This is a genomic window from Pseudalkalibacillus berkeleyi, assembly GCF_021608225.1.
GTDB classification, from domain to species: Bacteria; Bacillota; Bacilli; order Bacillales; family Fictibacillaceae; genus Pseudalkalibacillus; species Pseudalkalibacillus berkeleyi.
On the sequence record NZ_JAKIJS010000002.1, the window covers coordinates 73,055 to 97,836 of the forward strand.

20 protein-coding genes are annotated in these 24,782 nt (G+C 41.3%); 14 read left to right on the forward strand and 6 right to left on the reverse strand.

The features are described 5' to 3' along the window. Positions 1 to 133: 133 nt before the first annotated feature. The 3 genes from L2716_RS15815 (at position 134) to L2716_RS15825 (ending at position 2,141) form a co-directional block, all read left to right on the forward strand. A complete protein-coding gene (locus L2716_RS15815; RefSeq protein ID WP_236337974.1) occupies positions 134 to 898 on the forward strand; it encodes a DUF1385 domain-containing protein in 765 nt (254 codons plus the stop codon). 194 nt (positions 899 to 1,092) lie between these two features. Continuing rightward, entirely contained in the window at positions 1,093 to 1,728 is a 636-nt protein-coding gene (locus tag L2716_RS15820; protein ID WP_236337975.1) for a YczE/YyaS/YitT family protein, read from the forward strand. Positions 1,729 to 1,949: 221 nt separating this feature from the next. After that, positions 1,950 to 2,141 (forward strand): hypothetical protein, encoded by a 192-nt coding sequence (locus L2716_RS15825; RefSeq protein ID WP_236337976.1) that lies wholly within the window; start codon positions 1,950 to 1,952, stop codon positions 2,139 to 2,141. A 108-nt stretch (positions 2,142 to 2,249) separates the two neighbouring features. Here the strand turns inward: L2716_RS15825 and L2716_RS15830 are convergent, their stop codons facing one another. Together L2716_RS15830 and L2716_RS15835 are read right to left on the reverse strand one after the other, a co-directional pair. Next, positions 2,250 to 4,229: a hypothetical protein gene (locus tag L2716_RS15830; RefSeq protein WP_236337977.1), complete on the reverse strand. Its 1,980-nt coding sequence runs from the start codon at positions 4,227 to 4,229 to the stop codon at positions 2,250 to 2,252. Between the two features lie 34 nt (positions 4,230 to 4,263). Continuing rightward, positions 4,264 to 5,532, reverse strand: a complete 1,269-nt coding sequence (locus tag L2716_RS15835) for an ATP-grasp domain-containing protein (RefSeq protein ID WP_408005338.1) — start codon at positions 5,530 to 5,532, stop codon at positions 4,264 to 4,266. Positions 5,533 to 5,757: 225 nt separating this feature from the next. On the opposite strand from L2716_RS15835, the gene L2716_RS18430 reads away from it, so the two are divergent. After that, complete coding sequence (locus L2716_RS18430; protein WP_329610141.1) at positions 5,758 to 6,561, forward strand: peptidoglycan-binding protein; 804 nt, start codon at positions 5,758 to 5,760, stop codon at positions 6,559 to 6,561. Between the two features lie 841 nt (positions 6,562 to 7,402). Here the strand turns inward: L2716_RS18430 and L2716_RS15855 are convergent. Together L2716_RS15855 and L2716_RS15860 are read right to left on the reverse strand one after the other, a co-directional pair. Then, complete coding sequence (locus L2716_RS15855; RefSeq protein WP_236337979.1) at positions 7,403 to 8,293, reverse strand: zinc-dependent metalloprotease; 891 nt, start codon at positions 8,291 to 8,293, stop codon at positions 7,403 to 7,405. A gap of 139 nt (positions 8,294 to 8,432) precedes the next feature. After that, positions 8,433 to 9,947, reverse strand: a complete 1,515-nt coding sequence (locus L2716_RS15860) for a flavin monoamine oxidase family protein (protein WP_236337980.1) — start codon at positions 9,945 to 9,947, stop codon at positions 8,433 to 8,435. A gap of 439 nt (positions 9,948 to 10,386) precedes the next feature. On the opposite strand from L2716_RS15860, the gene L2716_RS15865 reads away from it, so the two are divergent. Both L2716_RS15865 and L2716_RS15870 read left to right on the forward strand, forming a co-directional pair. After that, positions 10,387 to 11,595: a S8 family peptidase gene (locus L2716_RS15865; protein WP_236337981.1), complete on the forward strand. Its 1,209-nt coding sequence runs from the start codon at positions 10,387 to 10,389 to the stop codon at positions 11,593 to 11,595. Positions 11,596 to 11,793: 198 nt separating this feature from the next. Continuing rightward, a complete protein-coding gene (locus L2716_RS15870) occupies positions 11,794 to 14,844 on the forward strand; it encodes an efflux RND transporter permease subunit (RefSeq protein ID WP_236337982.1) in 3,051 nt (1,016 codons plus the stop codon). 314 nt (positions 14,845 to 15,158) lie between these two features. Here L2716_RS15870 and L2716_RS15875 read toward each other — a convergent pair whose 3' ends face one another. Beyond that, positions 15,159 to 15,827 (reverse strand): DUF1287 domain-containing protein, encoded by a 669-nt coding sequence (locus L2716_RS15875; RefSeq protein ID WP_236337983.1) that lies wholly within the window; start codon positions 15,825 to 15,827, stop codon positions 15,159 to 15,161. Positions 15,828 to 16,042: 215 nt separating this feature from the next. Here L2716_RS15875 and L2716_RS15880 point away from each other — a divergent pair, with 215 nt between their 5' ends. From L2716_RS15880 to L2716_RS15915, 8 genes are all read left to right on the forward strand, one after another. Beyond that, entirely contained in the window at positions 16,043 to 16,294 is a 252-nt protein-coding gene (locus L2716_RS15880; RefSeq protein WP_236337984.1) for a hypothetical protein, read from the forward strand. A gap of 93 nt (positions 16,295 to 16,387) precedes the next feature. Further along, the gene (locus L2716_RS15885; protein ID WP_236337985.1) at positions 16,388 to 16,645 is read left to right on the forward strand and encodes a hypothetical protein; all 258 of its coding nucleotides are present in this window, start codon (positions 16,388 to 16,390) and stop codon (positions 16,643 to 16,645) included. Positions 16,646 to 16,808: 163 nt separating this feature from the next. Continuing rightward, positions 16,809 to 17,762, forward strand: a complete 954-nt coding sequence (locus L2716_RS15890) for a lipase family alpha/beta hydrolase (RefSeq protein ID WP_329610142.1) — start codon at positions 16,809 to 16,811, stop codon at positions 17,760 to 17,762. An 80-nt stretch (positions 17,763 to 17,842) separates the two neighbouring features. After that, positions 17,843 to 19,114: an ATP-binding protein gene (locus tag L2716_RS15895; protein WP_236337986.1), complete on the forward strand. Its 1,272-nt coding sequence runs from the start codon at positions 17,843 to 17,845 to the stop codon at positions 19,112 to 19,114. 108 nt (positions 19,115 to 19,222) lie between these two features. After that, on the forward strand, positions 19,223 to 19,924 hold the full coding sequence (locus L2716_RS15900; protein ID WP_236337987.1) for a Na-translocating system protein MpsC family protein: 702 nt from the start codon (positions 19,223 to 19,225) through the stop codon (positions 19,922 to 19,924). 192 nt (positions 19,925 to 20,116) lie between these two features. Next, a complete protein-coding gene (locus tag L2716_RS15905) occupies positions 20,117 to 20,326 on the forward strand; it encodes a hypothetical protein (RefSeq protein WP_236337988.1) in 210 nt (69 codons plus the stop codon). Between the two features lie 228 nt (positions 20,327 to 20,554). Then, positions 20,555 to 22,852, forward strand: coding sequence for an ATP-dependent DNA helicase (locus tag L2716_RS15910; protein WP_236337989.1), 2,298 nt, complete (start codon positions 20,555 to 20,557; stop codon positions 22,850 to 22,852). A 63-nt stretch (positions 22,853 to 22,915) separates the two neighbouring features. Continuing rightward, entirely contained in the window at positions 22,916 to 23,083 is a 168-nt protein-coding gene (locus L2716_RS15915) for a hypothetical protein (RefSeq protein ID WP_236337990.1), read from the forward strand. Positions 23,084 to 23,124: 41 nt separating this feature from the next. On the opposite strand, the gene L2716_RS15920 is transcribed toward L2716_RS15915, so the two are convergent. Continuing rightward, a complete protein-coding gene (locus L2716_RS15920) occupies positions 23,125 to 24,534 on the reverse strand; it encodes an alanine/glycine:cation symporter family protein (protein WP_236337991.1) in 1,410 nt (469 codons plus the stop codon). Positions 24,535 to 24,782: the final 248 nt, after the last annotated feature.

Genomic DNA, 24,782 nt, shown 5'->3' on the forward strand with positions numbered 1-24,782 from the left:
ACAAGGGGACAGGTACCTTGTCCCAAAGCAGTAAAAATGGGTCGAGGGACCTGTCTCTATGTCCCATTTATCTGAATATTGTGTTAAAATAAAGTGAGTTGTAATCACTCGTTTGTTGTGAGGGAGGGATTGAATGGGACGTATTCACGGTGGAATGGCTGGTATCAATTCAGTCATGTATTACGGAAATGACAAGAAAGTGAAGGCGAAAAGGGGGCAGGACGGACAGATTGTTGTTAAAGAACAACGCCTTGTGCCAAATCGGTTTTTGAAAATCAAACAAAAACTCGAGAAAATTCCTTTTGTTCGTGGCGCTTGGATGATCATGAAAACGATGCTCATGACGTGGAAGGTTTATTTAGGCGTGTTAATGGTGTTTCTGTTACAGAAAATGAGTGGTGATTTAGTCAGCAGCTCAAAAGCAGAAGGACTGTTCACGAACGGGTTGGCAGTTTTCCCTGAACAGACACATCATATCGTAACGTTTGGTAGCTTCATGCTTTTGTTTGCTATGCTCGTGAAATTCACATCTCTCGGAAAGTACCACGGGGCAGAGCATATGGTGGATAATGCCTACAGTCAAACCAAAGATCTTTCAATAGAAAACGTAATGAATTTTTCAAGGATTCATAACAAATGTGGTACAAACTTAGTCGTGTTCATTTTCATGTTCTATTCTGTTCTTTACTTAATGATGAATAGCATACTCGCAATCTTGTTAGCTTTTGTACTAGGATACGAGGTGTTCATTCTTCGGAATAAAAAGGTGAACCATCTGCTAAAGCCGATTTACAAACTTGGTCATGCTGCGCAATATGCACTCTTCACGGCACAACCAGACAAAGAGCATGTTGAAGTGGCTGTCGCTGCTTATGATGGTATTGTTTTAGAAAAATAACCTGTAAGGTTTAAGAGGCTGACTCAAAAGGATGTTCTTTCGTCCTTTTAGGGTCAGTTTTTTGTTTCAGGTAGAACGATGATAAAAAATACAAGAGTATTACTAATGCAGATCGTTTTTTGCATTTCTCTAGCACTTATAGATACCTTCTTATAAGATAGAATGAACGAAAAGATCGAAAGAAGGGCAGTTATATGAAGCTTCGTGTGCAAATTCCATTTTTCATCATTGGGTTGATTCTATTTAGCTACGGGATTGCAGTCGCGATCCAGGTCCAACATTTAGGGATTCATCCTTGGGACGTCCTCAACATTGCGCTATTTGAAAAATACGGTTTTACAATTGGAACTTGGGCAGTGCTCGTTGGACTGTTCCTTGTGGTGATTTCCTACTTTCTTGATAAAAGATATATCAATATCGGAACCTTCCTGAACGCCTTGTCGGTCGGTCCTTTAGTTGATTTATTTCTATATATGAATTGGACACCGCATCCATCTTCTCTCACTTCGAGTATCTTCGTGTTAATTCTAGGTGTCGTTGTAATGGGTGTAGGGGGTGGCATGTACTCGGCTGCTAGGATTGGAGCAGGTCCGAGGGATGGCTTCATGCTATCCATTTCGGATAAGCTCGGAACGTCCATTAGTAGGGTTAGAATTGTGGTGGAAAGCCTTGTCCTTGTGCTTGGCTGGGTGCTCGGTGGACCTGTATTCATCTTTACTTTCATTTATACGTTTATCCAGAGCCCAATTTTCCAATACGCTTACCATTTGACGACAAAATGGGTGGAAATCTTATCAGCACCACTTAAAACGAAAGAAAAAGTAAGCTGAAAGTGGGACAAGGGACCTGTCCCCGCGTCCCATATTTGTAAATCTAGTACTTGTACCTATTCCTTTTTGGTGCTCGTTTAATAGAATATAGTATTCCCTTATAGAAAGGAGGGAATACGGATATGGGTTGCTCATGTTCCAGCTACGTTTCTTCTTGTAACTCTTGCTCAAAATCTTATTCCAAATCATGTGATGGATGTGCTTGTGATTTCTTTCGTGATTTGAGACCAGGTACAGTTGTACTATTATCTCTTGATGGGTCGACAATAGCCATTCGTTTTCTTTGCTTTGATCCAAAGAGCTGTTGTGTGACGGGTCAAATTGCTAAAGCAGCAGAAGACGAAGTCACCCTTGATAGTCGTGGTGTTATTACTTTCGACTGTCGTAAGGTAGGTTTTGTAGGCTTAGCTTAAAAACGTACAAAAGGACTGTCCGTTAAATAATGGACAGTCCTCTTTACGTTCAACTTGAAAACAAAGCTTCTAAGCATTACACATACGCATGTCTTTTCTATAGGGTGTCTATAGGTTCACCCACGAATATTCTGCGCCCCAGCTTTCTTTTGCGAGGTTTTCGATTCGTTCAACGATGTCATCCTCAACTGCGAAAGCATCGCCTTGTTCATACGGGTTGTAATGGAAGGCGTATAATCTCGAGACGAATTCGTGGAATGGTAAGGAAGACTCTCCTTCACGCTCACCATTTCCTGTTACGCTCGGTTCAATGCCTTGTCCCCAATTTTGTGATCCATCGTTATTTGGATTGTAGAAGTAGACACGATGATCACCACTCGGTACGCGGTCGATTCTCAAAATTGATACGGCGTGGAAGCCGAGTAATTTACCGTGCACATTCGTAATGAATATACCGACTGGATTCGGATAAATCAATTCGTAATCGTCGTTATAGTCTGGATGATGCGTCGCGTAAAATAAACGTACATATCCTTGGTAGTCAGATACTGTTCCCGTAATTGGCTCAATCACTGTGCTGAAACCACGCTGCACCCAGTTTCCGTAAAATTCAGGATTCACCCATTTGTGTCCATCTTCACCACGGAGAGCGACACGGACCATCATCTCGTTATAAATTCTATCGAGATGAGGGACCAATACGAGTGAGACAGGATCAAGCTCTTTGTGAAGCTCTGGTGCAAGTCCACCTGTCAAATCCTTTGAATGGATGGGAACACCTTCAAAGGTTAAGTCGATATCTCCATCACGTGCTGCACGTGGAATTAATTCCAGTAAGTAGCCAGGCGCATGTTGTGCCCAGAGGCTGATGCCTCGAGCGGATTGACAGGTCGGGTTCAAACCTTGACTGACACCGAGCGGTTGGCCAAGCACACTGATGACACCTGCAACTAAAATTGAGTTCGCGGTGAGACCAGAACGGTATTCATATGCATTAAATAGCTCTTTTCGAACTTCCGGTCTTATATCAAGTTCGATTAAACGGCGTAATCCTGGTGCAACAGGACTTGACGATAACACGCCACGGTCAAGCATTCGGGATAATCCGTAAATCGTTTGCGCAGTCGCAGGATAAACCGCGACTTTGATGAGTTGCTTAACGAGTTCAATATGTTCTTCTAAATTGGCTTTACCTTTGTCGGTCAGCATTAAAGCTTCTGATAGCAACTCCGGCTTGCTTTTGTTCAACGCGCGCAACAATATCGCGTGATGTGGTGCAACGATCCCTGTTTTTTGCATCGATTCAGCAAAAGCGTTTGCTTCAGCTACGAGTTCATCTCCAACGACGTTTTTCAACTCTCTCCTATAGTCATTGATGTTTGAAAACCGCTTGCTCAGTGGGGACGGCCCTTCGACAGCTTCAATATAGTCCTGAAGATCTTCAGGCTGATTTTCACCGGGCTCTGACTCGAGTAGTTTTCTTGCTGTACGGATCATAGAAATGATTCGTTTGACCATAATTGGTCGTTGTCCAGTCAGTTGGTTAATTTCAACGAGCAACGTTTTCGAGAGAGAAGATGAGGAGAGCTGTGTGAATAAGAACTGGAAGAAGCGTTGAGCACGGTCGTATTGCTCAGCGTTTTCCAATTTCTCTATACGCGTTTCTTCAGAGCCATTTGGAAACAGTAAATCTAAGTTCAAGGCCATGATTTCATTTAGAAATTCTTCCGCTTCGTCTTTTGTAACTGAATTGTGACTATACATTCCTTTTGCAACGGCAAGCATGCGCATGTCACTCATCACTTCGATGATGGAAGCAAGACCTTTAGATTTTAAAGAACCTGATACAAGAGGGGCTTGTAATTTAGAAGCATCCTCCCAAGGTCCTGAACTGAATACACCAGCTTGGTCAAAACGATGAGCGAAACTAAAGAGCGTCTCCATACCTTCCACCGTTTCCATCAATCGACCCGCTTCTTGGTAGACATCTGTTTGGTACATTGATTTTGCAAAAGTTGCAGCTTGTTCGAGCTCATCCAGTGCACTTGAGAAACGTTCTACATTTTTCTCCGTCAATTCTGAAGTCATAGTCCAACTCCTTTACTACAAAGATTCTCTTCAATTAGACGTAGAAATCGTACTTCTCATACTTTTTCAGAAGGTCGCGCATTTCTTCGCTATCCTTCCCGTAGAAGAAGATTGTACCGTAATGGTTACCGAATCCGATCCGGTCAGATACCTTTCCTTGTTCAGGTGTAAACATATCGTGTTTTTCGAAAATGGGATGGTCTTCTAGTTCTTTGGGTACGTTGAGGTCTTGGATGAAGTTTCTATGAGGATGTACCATTAAGCAGCCAGCATAGCCTTCAGGAGATTGGCTGTCGTCTGGGAAAAATGCTCGAAGTTGTTCTTCTGTGGTGTTAGGGTCGCTACATAAGATTTGTGCCTGATAAGCATTAAAACCATGAGCACGTTCAATCAAGTCGAAGATATGTCCACCAGGTACACGCGCAGCAACTTCGCCGAAATGTAGCGTACCGTCTGGTGTGATGAAATACTCTGGATGGATGACACCATACTCGATTTCAAACGCATTAATTAAATGTTCAATCGCCTGACGTATTTGAGGACGTTTTTCCTCAAGTGTTGGTGAGGCTGGAACAAAGTTGGAGTAACCGAGTTTGACGTACTCCGTAATATTTAGAAATTGGATTTTACCATTATGGATGAACACTTCACATGAAAATTCTTGACCATCCAAGTGGCTCTCCATTAGTAACGGAAAATCTTGATCATTCAATGCTTCGATTTCTTCTGGATTATCAATCGCTCGATGACCGACAGATCCAGCTTTATCAAGCGGTTTAACATGGATCGGATCGTTCTTATCGCCTTCAACTTTTAACAAAGCTTCGTTCACACGCTTCAAGAAGCGTTTAACATCATCCTTATTATGAGCTTCTTCAAAAACGCCTACCTTAATGCCGGCGATTTGTGCTTTCCGTTTCATCATGCCCTTGTCTCTTAGTAAAAGAGAGCGGTTAAACACGCGTGGTTCTTGACGGAAACGGGAGTTAAGCGCTCCAGCCCATTCGACACACTCCTCATAGAGCGGCACGGCCACTTCAGCTCCGAGTGCTTTCAGCTTTTTAAAAAGTAGATCAGAGCCTTCATTCAACCGATCGAAATCCCATCCGATGAATTGAATATCGTTTTTCTCAGCAAAATGCTCGAAATCTGGTGGTCCGACAACAACGAACGGCTTCTCTAATTTAGCGCAAGCTTCAATTGCCGGTAAGCTCCAGCCGATTAATGCTGTTAAATAAGGCTTCGTTTTGTCTTGATCATCTACTTTCATCGTACCAGGAAGATCCATTTGTTCCAGTTCCAAAGTCATCTCTCCTTTACATTCTTAGTAGTTTCATAACTTTAAAAGATTCATCTCTTTCATTATCACAGTAAAATTCTGAAAATTCAAATGAGAACTAGTGCTAAAAACCATATTATGGTCAAGTTGTGGTCTAAACGTTGTGAATTCGATTCCTATCCTCGGATTTTGTCGCTTGCTCCCGAAAGTTATGGGTGGAGTCAACAAACACAGGGGAGGAAATTGAACATGAATAAAATGTTAAAAGCGATGTTGATGGTTTTTGTATCTGCAGCTGTATTGATGGCAGCACCGTCATTTGCATCGGCACAAGTAGGCGATCGCACGTTACATAAAGGCAGCTCTGGTGAAGACGTTGCTGAACTACAAGACTATTTGATGACAAAAGGGAAGTTCCCTTACCATACTGCAACAGGATATTATGGACCAATTACAGAGGAAGCTGTGAAAGATTTTCAAGCTTCTCGTAACTTAAAGCAGGACGGAGTTGCTGGGCCAAATACAAACCATGCCATTCAAGTGCTTCGATATGGAGACATCGGTAAACAAGTCATCCATATTCAAACGCAATTGAAAAAGGCAGGTCATCATCATACAAGTGTTGATGGACATTATGGATCAAATACAATTAATTCAGTAAAAAGCTTCCAAAGTGCAATGGGATTAGAAGCTGACGGAATTGCTGGACCGAAAACACGAGCAAAGCTTGATCAAAAAGCTTCTCGCACAAATGCTGCTGCTGGAAAAGAAATGACCGTAGAAAGCACATCTTATACAGCAGACTGTGAAGGATGTTCTGGTGTAACGAAGATGGGTATCAACTTGAAGAAGTACCCGGATGCAAAAGTGATTGCTGTTGATCCGAGCGTTATTCCACTAGGATCAATCGTTCACGTAGAAGGCTATGGCTATGCAATTGCAGCTGACATCGGTGGCGGTGTGAACGGAAAAGCAATTGATGTATTCATCGCAGACCGTGACGAAGCCCTACAATGGGGACGAAAAGACGTTAAAATTAAAATAGTTGAATAGATTGTAAGATGAGAAGAAGCTGACGCAAAGGATACATTAATACCTTTGCGATCGGCTTTTTTTGTGTAAATCTTTAGTGTTGTTCCTTCAATTGAAGAAAAGCAAACGAAAACGTGGGATAACGTGTTTGAAGTAAAGCTGTTTGATCAAAATGGTAATGAAGTGATGTGGGAAGAACAGTAACAGAAGTGCCCCCGCTGAGCCAAATCGGTTTAAGAAGGAGAAAATTTCATTTAACAACTAAAATAAACAAGATAAACTTCCTATCTTACCCTCAAATCGTGCATTCCTCGATTTTGGGAGAGGATAGAGCTCCTATCTTACGCTCAAATCGTGCATTCCTCGATTTTGGGAGAGGATAGAGCTCCTATCTTACGCTCAAATCGTGCATTCCTCGTTTTTGGGAGAGGATAGAGCTCCTATCTTACGCTCAAATCGTGTATTCTTCGATTTTGGGAGAGGATAGACCTTTTATCTTACCCTCAAATCGTGCATTCCTCGTTTTTGGGAGAGGATAGACCTTTTATCTTACCCTCAAATCGTGCATTCCTCGTTTTTGGGAGAGGATAGAGCACCTATCTTACCCTCAAATCGTGCATTTTTCGTTTTTGGGAGAGGATAGAGCACCTATCTTACCCTCAAATCGTGCATTCTTCGTTTTTGGGAGAGGAAAGAGCTCCTATCTTACGCTCAAATCGTGCATTCCTCGATTTTGGGGGAGGATAGGCCTTCTATCTTACGCTAAACACTCAATTTTACTTATATTCATTCAATAAAAATAGGAGGTGCGAATTAGGGTTCTAATTCGACCTCCAATGGCTTTGTTTAGTTATGAACGGTCTTAGTTTCCGTACCAAGCTTTGTGAGCTTGGATTTCATCATCATGGTCTTGATCCCAGTAGTCGACACTGTATGAGTAGTCATAGTTCATGATGCATTCGATGCCACTACCTTGTGGGTCATGTCCTAGTCCATAGTTATGTGAGAATTCGTGTTGAGCAGCGTGCCAAGTGTTTGTTGCCCCTTGGTCAAGGTTAACTGAAACTGCGCTATTGCTCGGAGAAGATGGATATACGTAAGCAATTCCACCTGCATTGAAATTAGAATCTTTTGTAAATCCGACTAAGAAGTCATCTCCAGTACCGTTCCAGTCTCGATCTAAGTCTTGAAGGATTTCAGATGCATTCGCACCTTGGGAAGACCATTCACCTAGACCTTTTACTTGGAAGTCGATGTTGTGGTCACGTTGGAATCCGTTGTCAGCGTTCTCAACGATATCTTGGGTAAGTGTTTGCCAGTCGCTGTGTGCAGCACGGTATTCTTCGTCAGCTGCGATAAATACAGTTACGACACGTGTTGTACCAGGATCTGTTCCGCCGCCATCATCGCCGCCGCCTGGATCATTGTCACACCAGAACAAGATGCAAATACCTTCTTCACTTTGCGCCTTTTTCTTGTCATTCTTTTTTGCTTTTTTATCTACGTTCTTATTAAACTTCTTTTCTCCAACTTTGTTCTTGTTCTTATCGAAAACTTCTGCAGTAGTAGCTTGTTCAACTTGAGCAGGTTGATCGAATTTTTCTTTTCCTTTGTTCTTTGCTTTTGGTAGTGCCTCGATACTTACTGAATCGCCATGTGTATCAGTGCTTTCTACGACTTTCGCATCCGTAAGTGATGGTGCGAGTGTTAATGATAGAGCTAACGTTAATGCTACAAAACCTTTACGTTTCATTATGTACCCCCTGAGTAGTTTATTGCGCGCATCTACTAATCTAGCACAATAACTGTAAATTTATCGGGGGTCTATAGACTTGATTATCCAAAAGGTGTCTAAGAGAAAAGACCTTATTTTCTTTACGAAACCTTTACACTTAAGGTCTTGCATTCACTTCGTGTGCGGCTCTTACACCTGATTGGACAGCGCCTTCAATCCAGCCTTGGAAGTCAGAGGCGTGCTCTCCAGCAAAATGAATGCGTCCCTCTGGTCTACGAATATACGCTGGAAACGTCGCAGCTTGATTCGGTTTGAAAAGGGTAAAACATCCGGCAGAAAAGGGATTTTGACTCCAACTAAACGAAGCTCCATTCAAGAATTCATCATACACTTGATCTCCGTGGATTTTCGCGAGATCCTGAAGGGCTTGGCGAATCCGTTCGTCTTCCGTAAGTGCGTTCCAAAGCTTAGCATTATCACCCCAGCTATAGCTTGCAAGTACGACACCGGTTTGCTTTTCTGTATCAGGACTAGGGGTATACGTAAAACGATTCGGAAAGTCGGTAAGAACGTTTGCTCCAGCCAATCCTTCCTCTTCCCAGAACTTTTTATTAAACTCAATTCCGATTTTAACTGCCGCAACATAATGCAGTTCTCGAATCGCCTTCCATTTCTCAAATGAAAAGGTCTCAAATGGAGTAACTTCAATGAATTGAAAGACCGAAAAAGGTATTGTGACAATGAGTATATCGCCTGTATACGTTGTTAACTTTCCTGATTTTGTGTTCCGCGCCTGCACAGAAACGCTGTCTTTGCTTGTCGTAATTTTATTTACTTTCTCGTTGAAATGGATGTTCGGTTTCAAGTCTTTATAAAACGATTTCGGCAACTGATCGTTTCCACCTGTTATTTCATTAAATTTTAAATCCTCATTAAAGACTGTATTGACGACATCAAAAAGGATGTTAATAAAAGACAGCTCGGCAAAACCTTCAATGCCTAGCATTACTTTTACCATTCTGAGTGCCTCAGGTGAAAGGGAAGGACCAATCGGGTTGAAGCGCAAATAATTTTCAATTGAGTATCGATCAAATTGTTGTAGTAGAATCTTTCGCTGTTCAGGACTGCTGTTGTTATAGAGGGTTAAGAAAGGTTGAACAGCACTCATCAGTAATTGTGATGCCGTTTTTCCTTTTTCATGGGGCTCGACAGGATACTTAAGGATGTCTGGATTTTTATTATATTCTGCTCGTGTAGTTTTCACGCCGTTTGCATAAATGATGTCTTGATCCGTCGTATTAATGAACGAATTAGTAGGGAGATCGAACTTTTTGATTAACTCATTTACAAGATAATGGTTTTCAGGAATTCTCATTGCTCCCATGTCTAAATAATTTTCAGGTGAGAAGGGTTCACGTAACGTATACACACGACCACCAATCCGATCGTTTCCCTCAAGTATTGTGACCTTGTGACCTGCCTTCTTTAACAAATACCCCGATACTAACCCTGCCATCCCTGCTCCGATAATAATGACATTCTTAGGATTATTAGCATTTGGTAATCCATCCTCTATGATTGGGATCATATCTTGAGGATACTTTAACGGTGTATATCTCTTATATCGTTTATGAGGAGGATAAGGATTCCGTGCATATGGATACCGTCTCATGTCATCCCTCCTTAATTTCTACTCACTATAACTAAAGTATTAATAGAGGGAGGTGCATATACCATATGGTGAAAAGTAGAAAAAATGAGATCCTTCTTAACTTTATTTTTAATTACATGTCGAAATAATGAAGAGGACTATAGTCTGTCTGCCGTCGATTAATGTTAGATGAGCATGTCGTAAATAACTACTTTTTATCATGTTTTGCTGAAATTAAACAAAAAAAGCGGTTTGTAGTTTGAATATTCAGATATAATGCTAATCCTCTATTATACTTTATTGACCTTAGGAATAATACGATTTTCAGGTTGGGAAAACAGGCTTGTCGAATGCGATATTAATTGGATGTATTTACTTTTACTTTCCCAATACCGTTTTGGAAGGAATATCCTCCTATATCACTGAATTGGTTATGTAATCTATGTGAGGAGGAATTTTGATGAATTTCAAGAAACTGGCTACATTGTCACTTGCAGCAACGATGGCACTATTTCCAATGGTAGGGGAGGCTGCTACTAGCGATCAACTAGAAGCGCCGAAGAAAGTGTCCACAGTCAATGTCTCTGATGTCAAAGGTCATTATGTACAAGGAGAGGTGCTCGTCAAGTTTAAAGACAGTGCGAAGAGTGCTAGCGTAAAAAGCGCGCTAAAGAAGGTAGGCGCAAATGAACTTGCTGATACCGATGTTGTAAAATCTGATTACAAAGTACTGAAAGTCGGAAATGTAGAAGCGGTTTCCAAAGCTTTATCAAAGAATCCAAACGTTGAATACGCAGAGCCGAACTACACGTTCCAAGCGACATGGACACCAAACGATACGTACTATAGTGGATATCAGTACGGTTTCCAAACGACTGATACCGATTTAGCTTGGGACATCACGAAAGGTAGCAGTGGACAAGAAGTTGCGGTCTTAGATACTGGTGTAGACTATAACCACCCAGACTTAGATAGTAAAGTATTGTTAGGCTATGACTTCGTTGATAATGATTATACGCCTTATGACCTTCACGGACATGGGACGCACGTAGCTGGAACGGTTGCTGCTGAAACGAACAATGCACAAGGTGTTGCGGGTATGGCTCCAAATACGAAAATCCTTGCTGTACGTGTATTGAACGCACAAGGTAGTGGTTCAACAGCTGATATCGCTGATGGTATCCGTTACGCGGCAGACCAAGGTGCAGAAGTTATTAACCTATCACTTGGTTGTGACTGTGCTTCTCAAACGTTAAAAAGTGCGGTGGATTACGCTTGGAATAAAGGATCTGTCGTTGTTGCAGCAGCAGGTAACGATGGTGTAAGTACTACATTTGAACCAGCATCTTATACGAATGCAATAGCAGTTGCAGCTGTTGATCGCTACGATCAGCTAGCATCGTTCTCTAACTGGGGAGCATCTTGGGTGGACGTTGCAGCTCCTGGTGTAGATATTGCTTCTACATATCCGAATAACGGTTATGTTTATATGTCTGGTACTTCCATGGCTGCTCCTCATGTTGCAGGACTAGCTGGATTGTTAGCTGCACAAGGCCGAAGCGCTTCTCAAATCCGTGCAGCAATCGAGAATACTGCAGACAACATCAGTGGTACTGGTACGTACTTCAAGCACGGTCGAATTAACTCTTATGACGCAGTGAATTACTAAAATTAACTTTTAATTTAATAAATATAAAGCAGTTGGCTTTCAGGGAGTTAAACCTCTCTAAAAAGTCAGCTGCTTTTTTTCGTTGCATATCTTAATAATCCCTTAAATATAATACTTTTGGTTGTTTGCGTAATACAAAAGTATTACACTTAACTTAGGGTTTGGAAAAAAATGAAAAAAAGGTTTGGGGGAAATCAGATGAGGTTGTTACAACTGTTTATGGAACGGAAAATCATTGTAGGGTTGTTGTTCGTTTTCGTACTAATCACAGGTACGTTCGCAACACTCAAACTCGATAAGGAATTGATGCCGCCGGTTGACTTTGATGGTGCGTTCATTGATGTGATGGCAGGGGAGATGAATGCTGCTGAAGTCGAGCGGATCATCACAAATCCGATCGAGCAGAAGCTCTCTGGAATTGAAGGGGTAGAGGATGTGAACTCGGAAACGAACATTGGTCGAGTGAGCATGCAGCTTTCTTTCGAAAGTGGACGAGGCGATGAAGTGTATCGAGAGGTAGAGTCAGCAGTCAATGCGATGAAACCTCAACTAACTGGTGTTAAAGATATTCTTACATATAAGATGTCTACGAACCAGCCATTTGAATTTTATATGGATCTTTCCGACGGTTCAATGGAAGAGATGACAGCATTTGCAGAGGATGTGTTGAAGCCACGTCTTGAAGCATTACCGGAGGTTCGGGAAGTTGACTTTATGGGTCTCGAGAAAAAGGAAGTTCTCGTTGAGCTTAACCGAGATAAATTACTAGAATATCAGTTGGATCCTAGTCAAATCCTTGGTCTGATCCAAAGCGAGAACTCAGAAGCTACTCTTGGAACACTTTCTAATGAAGAGAACGAGCCGACGCTTCGTTGGAATACTACTTTTACAAATATAGATGAGTTAAAAAATCTGCGTATCCCTACCAATAAGGGCGTGGAGACGCTTGATACGTTTGCAAATATTAACTTGCAGCCAACTGAGAATACGACATCAGTATGGAAAGAAGGATCGGATGAATTTCTTTTTATTCAAATCGGTCGTGTGTCAGATGCAACACAAATTGAGATGGCTGAGGCTGTACGTGTAGAAGTATCAAAGATTCGTGATGATCAACTTGTGAAAGGCTTTGAACTGAACGAAGTGGTTGCTCAAGCGGATTACGTTGAAGATGCAATCAACGGTGTAACAGACAACATATTGATTGGTGCGGTCGTAGCACTCGCAATTCTGTTGATATTCCTTCGCAATATACGGGCAACAATCATCATCGGGTTGTCAATTCCAACATCGGTATTGCTGACGTTTTTATCAATGTGGTTGTTGGACTATAGCTTCAACATGTTAAGCCTGATTGCACTCGGGTTAGGAATTGGAATGATGGTCGATTCATCGATTGTCATACTTGAATCCATTTATCGTAAAAAAGAACAAGGATACGAAAACATGCAAGCTGTATTGGAAGGAACTAGAGAGGTCGCTACTGCTGTATTTGCTTCCATGCTGACAACCATTGTCGTGTTCTTGCCTATAGGACTTATGGGTGGAGAAGTCGGAAAGTTTATGATTATCCTTTCTGTCGTCATAGCGGTAACGCTAATTAGTTCCGTCTTGATTGCGTTCACGCTCATTCCAACGCTTTCTGAGAACTTCTTACGATTGAAGAAAGAGAAGGTCGGTAAGAAGGAGAACGGGTTAGTGCGAGGATACGGAAAAACGGTCGCATGGATGGGGGCGAAGAAACGAAATCGTTTCGGAATGCTAGGATTGTTCTTCGTCGTACTTGTCGGCTCTTTATTCCTTGTGACGAAAATTCCAATGACGATTATGCCAGATATGTATAATCGATACTCAGAGATTGTTGTGAACTTAGAACCTGGTGTTTCGATAGATGATCGTCAAGAGATCGTCAAAAGTATCAATGAACGATTAGAGACGGTAAAAGATGTAGAAAGTCATTTCGTTATTGATAATGGAAACTTCTTCTTCGCATTAATTAATATGACGAAAGGAGACGATATCACGCGAGAACAGGATAAAGTAAATGAAGACATCATGAAATCTCTTCGCACATTATCGGATGACCTTCCTGTAAAAGATGTTGGTGCAATGATGGGTACTGGCGGTTCGCCGGTTAAGCTCAATGTAAAAGGAGAATCATTCGAGGAATTAAAAACGATTACAGATGACCTTACTAAAAAATTGAATGAGATCGAAGGTATCGTTGCCATTACCACTACGAATGAGCGGAAGTCCATTGAGCAGCAAATCGTGTTAAAAGAAGACGCGATTGAAAAAGATGGCTTAACGTCTCAACAGATTAAACAATCGATTGAGCAATTATCGATGACGATCCCAGTCGGTGAGATGACATCTGACGGTGATACGTTACCGATCAAGCTAGGTATGAATGAAAAGCTGACGACTCAAAAAGACTTACTTGAATTGGAAATACGCACCCCTGGTGGTATGGAGAAACTGTCCAAATATATAAAGTTTGAGAATGCTGAGGTGCCGAATCAGATATCGCATGTTGATGGAGAGCGTTACGTCACCCTTTCGGCAGACATCGAAAACCGTGACCTCGGATCCATCAATCGTGACGTTCAAAAAGTGATTGATGATTATAAAGCTCCTGCAGGCTATACCGTTTCAACGGCAGGTGATCTCGAGCAGCAGCAAGAGCTGATTCAAGAGATGCTGATGATTTTGTTTATCGCGATCTTCCTCGTGTATGTTGTGATGGCGATTCAATTCAACAATCTAGTACATCCACTAGTCGTCATGTCGGTTATTCCAATGACAGTCGTTGGTGTCATTATCGGACTCTTCATCACACAGAGTGAGCTGAGTACGATGTCTGGAATGGGTGTCATCATGTTAATCGGTATTGTGTTAAATAACGCAATCTTGTTGATTGATCGTACGAAACAACTTAGGAATGAAGGGTACGATGCCGCAGGAGCGCTTGTTGAAGCTGGTAAAAATCGTATGAGACCAATTTTCATGACGACGTTAACGACCGCAGGGGCGATGATGCCATTAGCATTTGCATCTGGTGCTTCAGGGAATTACCAAGCGCCACTTGCCATTGTCGTCATCTCTGGATTGTTGTTCGCAACGATGATAACTCTTGTCCTAATCCCAGGTGTATATTTGTTATATGCAGACATCGGAAGAGGATTTAAGAAGATTTTCAGACGCAGAAAAAAAGGCGAAAAGCGCAGTAACAATTTAAAAGCAAGTTAATCTTAGTAAATTTTCTTAACCCACACTATTTTTAGTGTGGGTTTTTGTTTATACACATTTCAAAACAAAAACCGATAAAAGTATAGAGGTGATTAGTAGATGGAAATTAATAATGAAGTAATTAAACAAGTTAGTAGCAATGTTAAGAAACTCAATTTATACTTACTCCCTCAGTACATATGGTTGTCTTTATTATACTAATTTTTATGAATTAACAGGTCCATTTTTCCCAATTGTACCTGTCATTGTAGTTTTAATAAAAGAAGGGTGGGGGAAAATAAGGAACAAAAAATAAGTATTTTGTAATTTCCCTTCTAAAAATTCCACCTATAATGCCCAGCAATCGGGGTCCGGAACGAAGAAAGTTTCACTTCGGCGGCGAAGGGTTGATTGTTATGAATGACGTAAGGTGTTCCGTCCCGAGCTCGTTTATCTGAGATAAGTGCTACATGATGGAAACCGTCAAGAAACACGACGATATCGCCAGGCTGCCACTCCTTGAGATTCTCTACATCACCAGGGATTAATTCAGTCGTTAAAGACTCTGCAAACCGCTGGAAGTACACATTTTGATTGGGTACTCGTCTGAAGTCGATGTTCGAATCAGGCTTGCCATTCACTCGTGGGTAAAGTTCAGGATTTGCTGCAATGTCCTCATCCATCAAATCCTTCAATGAAATATCTGCACCAAACAGTCCTCTCCAGACAACATCCGTACAAACACCTTCATCATCGGGTGGATAACCCCCTGCATAGTAGTTACTTTCATAGGTTGTACGTTGAGTCACTTCTTTTCTGGCTGCTTTCACGACATCGACCGGGTCTGCAACCCCGTTGTTGTTCCGATCCACTGTCGAATATAGGTGAGGAACATCAACTGTTTCTATAAAAGGGTTATCAAAATGGAAGCCTAACGAATCAAGAATAATTCCGTCTCGAAATTGGAATATGAAAACTCCCACTAATCCCACAAGGAAAATCACGGTTAGAACCACTTTTCTCAGTCGAGTCATCTAGGTCACCACGCCTTAATATCTATTTTTTACCATTATAATCGATTCATCAATGTATTGGGATTCTTTTAATAAATTTCACTCAAAACTATCATTTTATTCTATTAAACTAGTCTTTTCGCCGTTCCACATCTCTTAATTCTATCTATACTAATACTAGTCAAACATAAAGGAGGCTTGAACGTATGGGCTTTTGGAATCGTAATGAGAGAGTTCGTGCTGTCATTGACCAGGCAGTAGAATCCGCGATGGAAAACATTAAAGAGGGTTCAGATGCATCAGCTGCGGTGGTGCAAGAAGATGATATTATTGCTGCGGTATCCGTTGCGATAGGGGATGACTTATCAGCATCAGCATCAGCTGCAGTAGCGGATGAAGACATTATTCCTGCTTATGCAATGAATGTTCGGACGATTACAGCACCTCCATCTTTATAAATCTATTATATAATCCATTTTTAATAGAAATGGACAAGCGCCGTTTCTATTAGATTGATGCGCAATATACTAATAGAGCAAGGAGGTGATTGTATGGGACGAAATAACAACGATGTAGCTGGTGAAATGATGAATAATGGCCGCAGAAAAGGAGCGGCAGCAGCGGCGGCGGCAGCTTCAGGAAGAGGAGCAGCAGCGGCAGCAGCGGCAGCATCTGGTAGAGGTGCGAAAGCAACCGCAACAGCATCAGCAGGACGAAGAAGAATGATGGACGACGACGCTATGGAAGATATGCTAGATGAAGAAATGCTGAATGAAAATGACTTTGATTTTGCTGACGATATGGAATAGTAATTGGACGGGACAGGCTCCTTTTGAGCCCGTCTTTTTGTTTGGGAGCTTTGAATTATATGTGTAGAAGGCTTAAGGGAAATGAAGTACACATCTAATCATTCTTTAGGCAAGCTTGAATGCATATTCTTTTACATAGTACTTTTTTTGAGGAGGTCAATTCGTGAGTAGCCTATCACTCAAGAAAACTCCTGTCGTGTTTGTTCCAGGATTGTTTGGGTCGATGAGCAATACCATTGTTCCTGGTACAGGTGATTGGAGTTTCGGTTTAGCTGGAATGGTTTATGAGCCGTTCATCTTAACGCTCGAAACGATGGGGTATCGAAGGAATCACAATTTATTTATTTGCTTTTACGATTGGAGCCAACGAATTGAGCATTCTTCAAGCCATTATTTATTAAAAACGATTGCTCAAGCAAAGGAAAAAACAGGTTCAAATCAGGTGAATATCGTCTGTCACAGCATGGGTGGACTCGTTTCTCGTGCTTATGTTCAAAGCACGACGTATAAGAATGATGTAGATAAGCTAGTTATACTTTGCACGCCGAACGCAGGATCACCACCAAATTATAGCTATTGGACGGGTGGGGAACTACCACTAAGCACGTCAGGTAAGTTTAATTTTGTCCATTTCTATATGAAGATGTATCTTACCTACTTAAGTAAACGCTACAAATCGAACAAGATCGAAGTCATTCACACCCATTTTAAAGGTCTTCAAGATATTATGCCAAGCGTTGATTATGGTAACTATTTGATTATGAACAATAATGGGGATAGGACGTTTGTTGATTATTTCGGTATGAAATCACAAAACAAGTGGCTTGATCAACTAAATGCAAATCGAGACATCATCCAAAATAGGAATATTGATGTCACACTAATTGCAGGAACGGAAGAAGAGACGATCAAGTACTTAGAAGTTGTCTCGTCCCAGTCAATCATTCAATGGGCAGACGGAAAGGTGATTGGAGGAGCTTATACCAATATCGGTGATGGCGATGCGGTTCTCGATAGTGTTTTTCTGTTAGACGGAGATCAATATACGGTTGAAGGAACGCATATTGAGACGCTATATAAGAGTGAGTCGATACTCCGCAGTAAACTTCGACAATAAATACTACTATTACAAAAAGGAAAATCATGACATATGTCGTATTTTATCCATATGTATATAAAATGACTTTGGAGGTTCCCATGCTTGCCGAAAAGCTTTTGCTGCATGTTTTGATTTTTCTTGCTCCTGTTTTAGTCTATGGTGTTTTATTTGAGAAAAGTAAGGACAAGCAATATCCCTATATTTATGGCATCCTTCATGGTGCAGCTGCTTGTCTCTGCATGGTCTTTGCTTATTTTAGTTATGATTTGTTTTGGGACTTCCGTTATGTGCCGCTTGTGCTTGCAAGCCTGTATGGAGGACCGATTTCTGGTGCAATCGTTTTTGTCGTCATCATTATCACTCGAACAGTACTAGGAGGAGATGCGCTCCTATTCGGATACATAAGTGCTACGATTGCAGCAATCGTTCCTTTTGTTTTCTCAAGGAAATTCATGAACGACCAGCCAAAGAAAAGGGTACGGATGGCGATTATCGTCGGTGCCTGGCCAGCAATAGTGATGCTCGGAATTTTAGTTTCGTATTTGTTGACTGCAGGATTTGAGACTAGTAATGAAATATGGGTGAACATCACACTTTTTGGGGCAATTCAGATCATCGGCATTGGTTTTGCTGCCATGTTGAATGAGATGGTTATTGAACGAAAGCTAATGAAGGCGGAAATTCAACGATCGGAGAAGCTGAATACCCTAGGAGAATTAGCTGCGTCGATTGCCCATGAAGTTCGTAACCCACTCACTGTCGTGAAAGGATTTCTTCAACTGATGAAAAAGGAGAATAAAGATGATCATACGCAATATATTCCACTTGTGTTAAGCGAGCTTGGCCGAGCGGAAGCTATTATTAATGATTATTTGAACTTTGCAAAGCCTGAATTCAAGAAAATTGAGGAGTGCCAGTTATCTGACATCATTTATGAAGTGTTATTTCTGATGGAGCCGCTAGCTTTAAAGCAAGGGGTGCAACTAGATATCGATCTGGATACAAGATGTACGATTAAAACCGACCGAAATCAACTGAAACAAGCCATCGTAAATTTCGTGAAAAATGCGATTGAAGCGACGGATGATGGTGGTATGGTTTCGATTAAGCTGACCAACCATCCCCAATATGCACGATTGTCTGTAAAGGACACTGGAAAAGGAATGACACCTGAACAGGTCAAGCGAATTGGTACGTTGTTTTACACGACGAAGGATAAAGGAACAGGCTTAGGAACGACGGTTTCATTAAGGATTATTGAGTCGATTGGTGGGCGAGTGAAGTATGAAAGTAAGCTTGAAGTCGGAACTGAAGTGACCGTATTTTTACCTATTATAGAGCCTACTGTCGAGCTAGTATCTGGAAATTAGGTTTGTAATTCGTATAGAGGGGTATTTATAGAGGTAACTTAAGTGAGTCGACCCATTACTTTTTACAAATGAGTACATAGCCTTTACACTATAGAAAGGATGGAGGAAATGACGCTTCCGTCTCCAAATGAGTTAAAGACGAAACAATCGGATATCTCTAGTTATGTAGGTAAATTATTACGAGATCACTTTGGTAAAGGACCAGGTTCGGTTTATGTATCTATTTCCGATCCGTTTGTCACTATTTATGTGAAAGGTTTCTTATCAGCGACAGAACGTGTTCTTTATAGTGAAAATCACGAGAAAACGTTAAAGAAAACACGGGATTTCGTGATGGACAAGATTGGTGATGAAATTAGCGCCTATATTGAAGAGGTCACAGAGATAAGTATTGAAGAATTATATTATGATTGGTCATTAGAAAATCAATCTGGTATGTTCTTAGGTGTAGGATCACTTTCAGCTGAAGACTCTCAAGACACTTTTCCTGGAAAAGACACCGTCCATGATGAGGTCATCTTAATGAGTGAACAAGTTGAGAAACGACCTGAACGAATAAGATCATGGAAAATCAACTCTCGGACGTTGATTGTTTTAAGGGAAGGCATCCTTGTAGAGATCGAAAAGCAGTTGATAAAAGATGGTCACCGAGAAATACTACGTAAATCAAAGGATAAGATTGAAAAACATATGCTGAATGTCAAAAATATCTCATCTCAGATTGAATCTGAGGTTGAAGATTACTTCATAGATTGGAACTTTAATAAAGATCAAAGCTATACTGTATTAATATTAAAGCCAAACGAATAGATGGTGGAAATGAGCCAGACAATAGAGCTGGACATAAGCCGTAGAGGAGTACAATTCCTTTGCGGCTTTTTTTGTTTTTTGAAAAAGTATGATGTTCACACCAATCCGTAGCAGTGTAACTAGGGACCGACCAGTAAAAGACATTGCTTTGTTTCGTCAAAACAGAATATACAATTGAAAAAGGGGGCTATTATGGCGAAGTATTTAATCGACCATAAACATAAAAGGATTCATCGAAGTGCGTTCGTAGGGGATAAATGCGACCTCCCGCAAATCCCATTAAACAAACGAACAGGTGAAGATTTTGAGGAAAAAATAAATATATTAATGGTAAAAGGCTACGAATACTGTCAGTTCTGTTACGATGGACCACCATTATTAGTCAACGAAGTGCATGAATAGGGACATGCACTTATTTTTTTGTGAAAAATAGCCGCTCACTTGTGTAACTTTCATGTGTACTTGGGGAACTTTCTGGTCCATTTGTGTAACTTTAATGAGTACTTGGGGAACTTTCAGCAACACTCGTGGAATTCAGTACTTTTATACTACGCAAAAGCAACATTTGGTCGAACGTGTGTTTTCAGTTAAACTAAAGAGAGATGAAATTGTTCGGTGAGGGGTATTCGCATGACTAGACAAATCCGCATGTCAGTACGGCCGTTGGTAGAGTATGTATACCGGAGTGGGAGCATCGATAATCGCTTTCGTTCTGCGAGCACGATGACGGACGGAACGATTGCACATCAAAAAATTCAGAAGACCTATCAAGACACAGATGAGAAAGAGGTCATGCTAAAAACAGCCATTGAGTATGCTGGCCTCAATCTCCAAATAGAAGGTCGGTGCGATGGCCTATTAAGAACGGAAAATGGCACGATCACAATAGATGAAATCAAATCGACACGTGGCGAATTGTCCGTTATTGAAGCGGATTCCAATCCTGTCCACTGGGCACAGGCGAAATTTTACGCGTACATTTATGCACTTGATCATCAATTAGAATCAATAAACGTCCAGCTAACCTATGTCCATGTGGAGACGGAAGAGAAAAAGCAATTCGTGCAGCAATACTCTTTTCAAGCGTTAAAAGATTTTGTTATGGATGTCATTGGCAAGTTTGAACCTTATGCAACACTCCTATTAGATAAAAAAGAAAAACGGAATGAGAGCATCCAACAGCTAGACTTTCCTTTTGGTGCTTATCGCGCAGGACAGCGGAAGTTTGCGGGTACGGTTTACAAATCGATTGCTGATCAGCAGGACTTGTTTGCGAATGCACCGACTGGAACAGGTAAAACAATTTCGACGATTTTTCCAGCGGTTAAAGCGATGGGTGAAGGGCACCTTGAGCGTATGTTTTATTTAACAGCAAAAACGATTACACGAACAGCAGCAGAAGACACCTTAAGGCTCATGAAAGAAAAAGGACTTGAGCTAAGTTCTGTCACAATTACAGCCAAAGATAAAGTCTGTTTCAAGGAGAAGACGATCTGTCAGAAAGAGTATTGCGAGTACGCAGATGGTTATTATGACCGGCTGAACGGTGGGATTCTCGATATCCTCGCCCACGAAACGTTGATGGACCGCCAGACAATTGAAGTATACGCTCATAAACATAAGTTGTGCCCCTTTGAATTTTCGCTTGATCTCGCGTACACTGCTGACGCAATGATTGGTGATTATAATTACATATTCGATCCGCGCATCTCTTTAAAGCGTTTGTTAGAGGAGCAGAAGAAGCAAACAGCCTTACTCGTAGATGAAGCCCACAACCTTGTTGACCGTGCTAGAAATATGTTTTCTGCAGAGCTGTTTAAGTCCGTCTTTCTACAGTTGAAGCGATCATTTAAAGAAGCGAATCCCGGAATCTACGAAACTGCCAAATCGATTAATGAAGAGCTACTTGCAATAAAAAAACGCTGTGGCGACAAGCGTTCCAGTGTGGCTGAGGAACTCCCAGAAGATTTTATCGTTCTCCTGGATACGTTTGTGTCAGAAGCGGAAAAAGAGCTTATCGAACAAAAGACAGGTGAAGAGCAAGAAGAGCTGCTGGAAGCATATTTTTCTGCGAAAAATTTCGTCCGAATCGCGGAGCTTTACGATGAACGGTACGTGACTTTCGTTGAATATGAAAGAAGCGAAGTGAAGCTGAAGCTTTTTTGCATAGACCCCTCACATTTGCTACAGCAGTTCGGCAAAGGTTATCGTTCAAAGGTTTATTTCTCAGCGACATTATCACCCATTTCTTATTTCAAAGATATGCTAGGGGCGAAAGAAGAGGACTATGTGGTTTCGATCCCTTCCCCATTCGCAAAAGAAAATGCAGACGTGTTCATCCAACCGCTGTCCACTAGGTATAGAGATCGAGACCGTTCCGTGCAACCCATTTTATCAATGTTGAAGAATTTAATTCAAACTCGGCCAGGGAATTACCTCACCTTTTTCCCGTCCTATGCGTATATGAATCTCGTTTTGGATGGACTTGAAGAAGAAGGGGACTTCGATTGTCGCTTGCTCATTCAAAATAACAGCATGGACGAAGCGGAGAGGGAGGAATTTCTTGCTCAGTTTGAAGAGGGAAAAGATGAGTCTTTACTCGGTTTTGCCGTCATGGGCGGGATATTTTCAGAAGGTATAGACCTGAAAGGTGACCGGCTGAATGGTGTGGTAGTAGTCGGTGTTGGTCTACCTCAGTTGAATGATGAGCGAAACATTATTAAGGACTATTTCACGAAAAATGAAAAGAACGGCTATGACTACGCATATGTGTATCCTGGAATGAACAAGGTTCTTCAGGCTGGTGGACGTCTAATCCGTACAGAAGAGGATTACGGGACGATTGTGCTCGTGGATGATCGATTCCTCACACCGAAATACCAACAGCTCATTCCTCCAGAATGGATGGATTTTAAAGTGATTCGATAGCAGGGTTTTCCATCTTTATGGACAATTATATAAGTAATAGCGTGCGATAAGGAGGCAAAGTATGTGTTGAATATCGTTCAGATCTTGCTCGTTGCGGGTGGTGCATATGTAGCCTATACAGGGCTCAATTTACTTAAGGATATAAAAGAATTGCTCGAAGAACAGACCGAACAAAACGAACAAATCATCGAAATGCTAGAGGAGCAGACTCCAAGTAAGGAGAAATGGTAGAAACAAAAAATAGAGCCTGCTTTCTAGCAGACTCTATCATTTCAACCTACATCCTGATCGGAGAATAGTTCGATAGATGACTTTCCTTCTTTATTGCGATAGATTCGCTCAATGTAATCGTCGGTCATCGCCCGTATTTCTTTGTGTAAGAATAGTAGAGGGATGACGTTGCAGACGAGTACAAATGCGAGTAACAGATCAAGGAACTGCCAGACGAACTGTAAGCCGCCTATTGCGCCGACATAGATTGCTCCAATATAGATGAATCTCATCCATTTTGAAAATTTCAGCCCAAATAAATATTCAGCCTGTTTTTCACCAAAGAAGATCAGGACGCCTACTGTAGTAATGACGAAGAATAATAGAAAGATTGCAATAAAGCTACCTCCTACAGAATCACCCATCACAGTTCCAAACGCAGTTCCGATCATATTTGAAGCATTGCTTGGTTCAACTTCAGTCCAAGTGCCCGTTACCAAGACGGCAAGACCCGACACAGTACAGATGACGATTGTATCAACGAATACGCTGAAGATACCCCATAGTCCTTGTCTTGCTGGATGATCAGTCTGGGCAGCAGCATGTGTGATAGGTGCAGTTCCTAATCCAGCTTCGTTTGAGTAAAGGCCGCGTGCAATTCCCCATCGTAGAGCTTGTGCTAGGCCTGCACCGGCAAATCCCCCCGTTGCGGAAATAGGTGTAAATGCAGATGAAAAGATTAAGCCAAATACATTTGGAAGTGCATCAACATTTATAAAAATAACAACTAAAGCACCAGTTAAGTATGTAAGTACCATGAATGGGACAAGCTTGTCTGTTACTTTTGCAATTCTTTTAATACCGCCAAAGACAACGAGAGCGACGAGTACGCACATGATGATGCCCGTGATTTCAGTAGGCCAGCCAAAAGCGCCTTCGACTTGTGTTGTAATTGAGTTAGACTGAACCATTAAACTAGGGATGGCTTCAATCATTAGGAAGAACGCAAATGCTGCAGCTACCTTATCCCAACCAAGTGCTTTCTTGATATAATATTGTGGTCCTCCGACCCATGTCCCATTTTTACTTTTCTCCCTATACTTTACGCCAAGCATAATTTCAGAGTATTTGGTTGCCATTCCGATCAATGCAACAAGCCACATCCAAAATAAAGCACCCGGACCTCCTAAGGCTATAGCAACAGGAACACCTACGATGTTTGTTGCACCAGCTGTTGAAGCCAGAGCTGAGGTGAAGGCTTGGAATGGAGTAATTGTACCTTCGTGCTTTCTTTTCTTGAAAATCTGTCCGATTGTTTGATTCAAGACATGTCCGAAAAAGCGAAATTGAAAGAATCTAAGTCTGATTGTAAGGAATATGCCGGCTGAAATAAGTAACGCAGCCAAAATGTATGTCCATAAAAAATTTGAAATATGACCAACCCAAGTTTCTAACCATGTAAAAAGATCCACAAAATTACTCCTTCCATTATCGTTCAAAAATATTTTTCTATTTACATACCCGAAAATAAATTTATTAAATACATGAATGCCACAAAATAGTAAAATCGAACGAAATATATAAGAATAAAAATAGAATTGTACATAAAAAGTTCAAGCACAATGCCCTCATATTTGTGATAAAATTAAGATAAAGAAAACGTAGTAAAGTCGAGGCGTGCCGAAGACTGGACTTTAGTTGCTCTTGTGCTGAACCTATA

Excerpts from the sequence above, each read along its gene's own strand:
- L2716_RS15815 (WP_236337974.1), top strand. The coding sequence starts at position 134 with ATGGGACGTATTCACGGTGGAATGGCTGGTATCAATTCAGTCATGTAT.
- L2716_RS15820 (WP_236337975.1), top strand. The coding sequence starts at position 1,093 with ATGAAGCTTCGTGTGCAAATTCCATTTTTCATCATTGGGTTGATTCTA.
- L2716_RS15830 (WP_236337977.1), bottom strand. The coding sequence starts at position 4,229 with ATGACTTCAGAATTGACGGAGAAAAATGTAGAACGTTTCTCAAGTGCA.
- L2716_RS18430 (WP_329610141.1), top strand. The coding sequence starts at position 5,758 with ATGAATAAAATGTTAAAAGCGATGTTGATGGTTTTTGTATCTGCAGCT.
- L2716_RS15855 (WP_236337979.1), bottom strand. The coding sequence starts at position 8,293 with ATGAAACGTAAAGGTTTTGTAGCATTAACGTTAGCTCTATCATTAACA.
- L2716_RS15860 (WP_236337980.1), bottom strand. The coding sequence starts at position 9,947 with ATGAGACGGTATCCATATGCACGGAATCCTTATCCTCCTCATAAACGA.
- L2716_RS15865 (WP_236337981.1), top strand. The coding sequence starts at position 10,387 with ATGAATTTCAAGAAACTGGCTACATTGTCACTTGCAGCAACGATGGCA.
- L2716_RS15870 (WP_236337982.1), top strand. The coding sequence starts at position 11,794 with ATGAGGTTGTTACAACTGTTTATGGAACGGAAAATCATTGTAGGGTTG.
- L2716_RS15880 (WP_236337984.1), top strand. The coding sequence starts at position 16,043 with ATGGGCTTTTGGAATCGTAATGAGAGAGTTCGTGCTGTCATTGACCAG.
- L2716_RS15885 (WP_236337985.1), top strand. The coding sequence starts at position 16,388 with ATGGGACGAAATAACAACGATGTAGCTGGTGAAATGATGAATAATGGC.
- L2716_RS15895 (WP_236337986.1), top strand. The coding sequence starts at position 17,843 with ATGCTTGCCGAAAAGCTTTTGCTGCATGTTTTGATTTTTCTTGCTCCT.
- L2716_RS15900 (WP_236337987.1), top strand. The coding sequence starts at position 19,223 with ATGACGCTTCCGTCTCCAAATGAGTTAAAGACGAAACAATCGGATATC.
- L2716_RS15905 (WP_236337988.1), top strand. The coding sequence starts at position 20,117 with ATGGCGAAGTATTTAATCGACCATAAACATAAAAGGATTCATCGAAGT.
- L2716_RS15910 (WP_236337989.1), top strand. The coding sequence starts at position 20,555 with ATGACTAGACAAATCCGCATGTCAGTACGGCCGTTGGTAGAGTATGTA.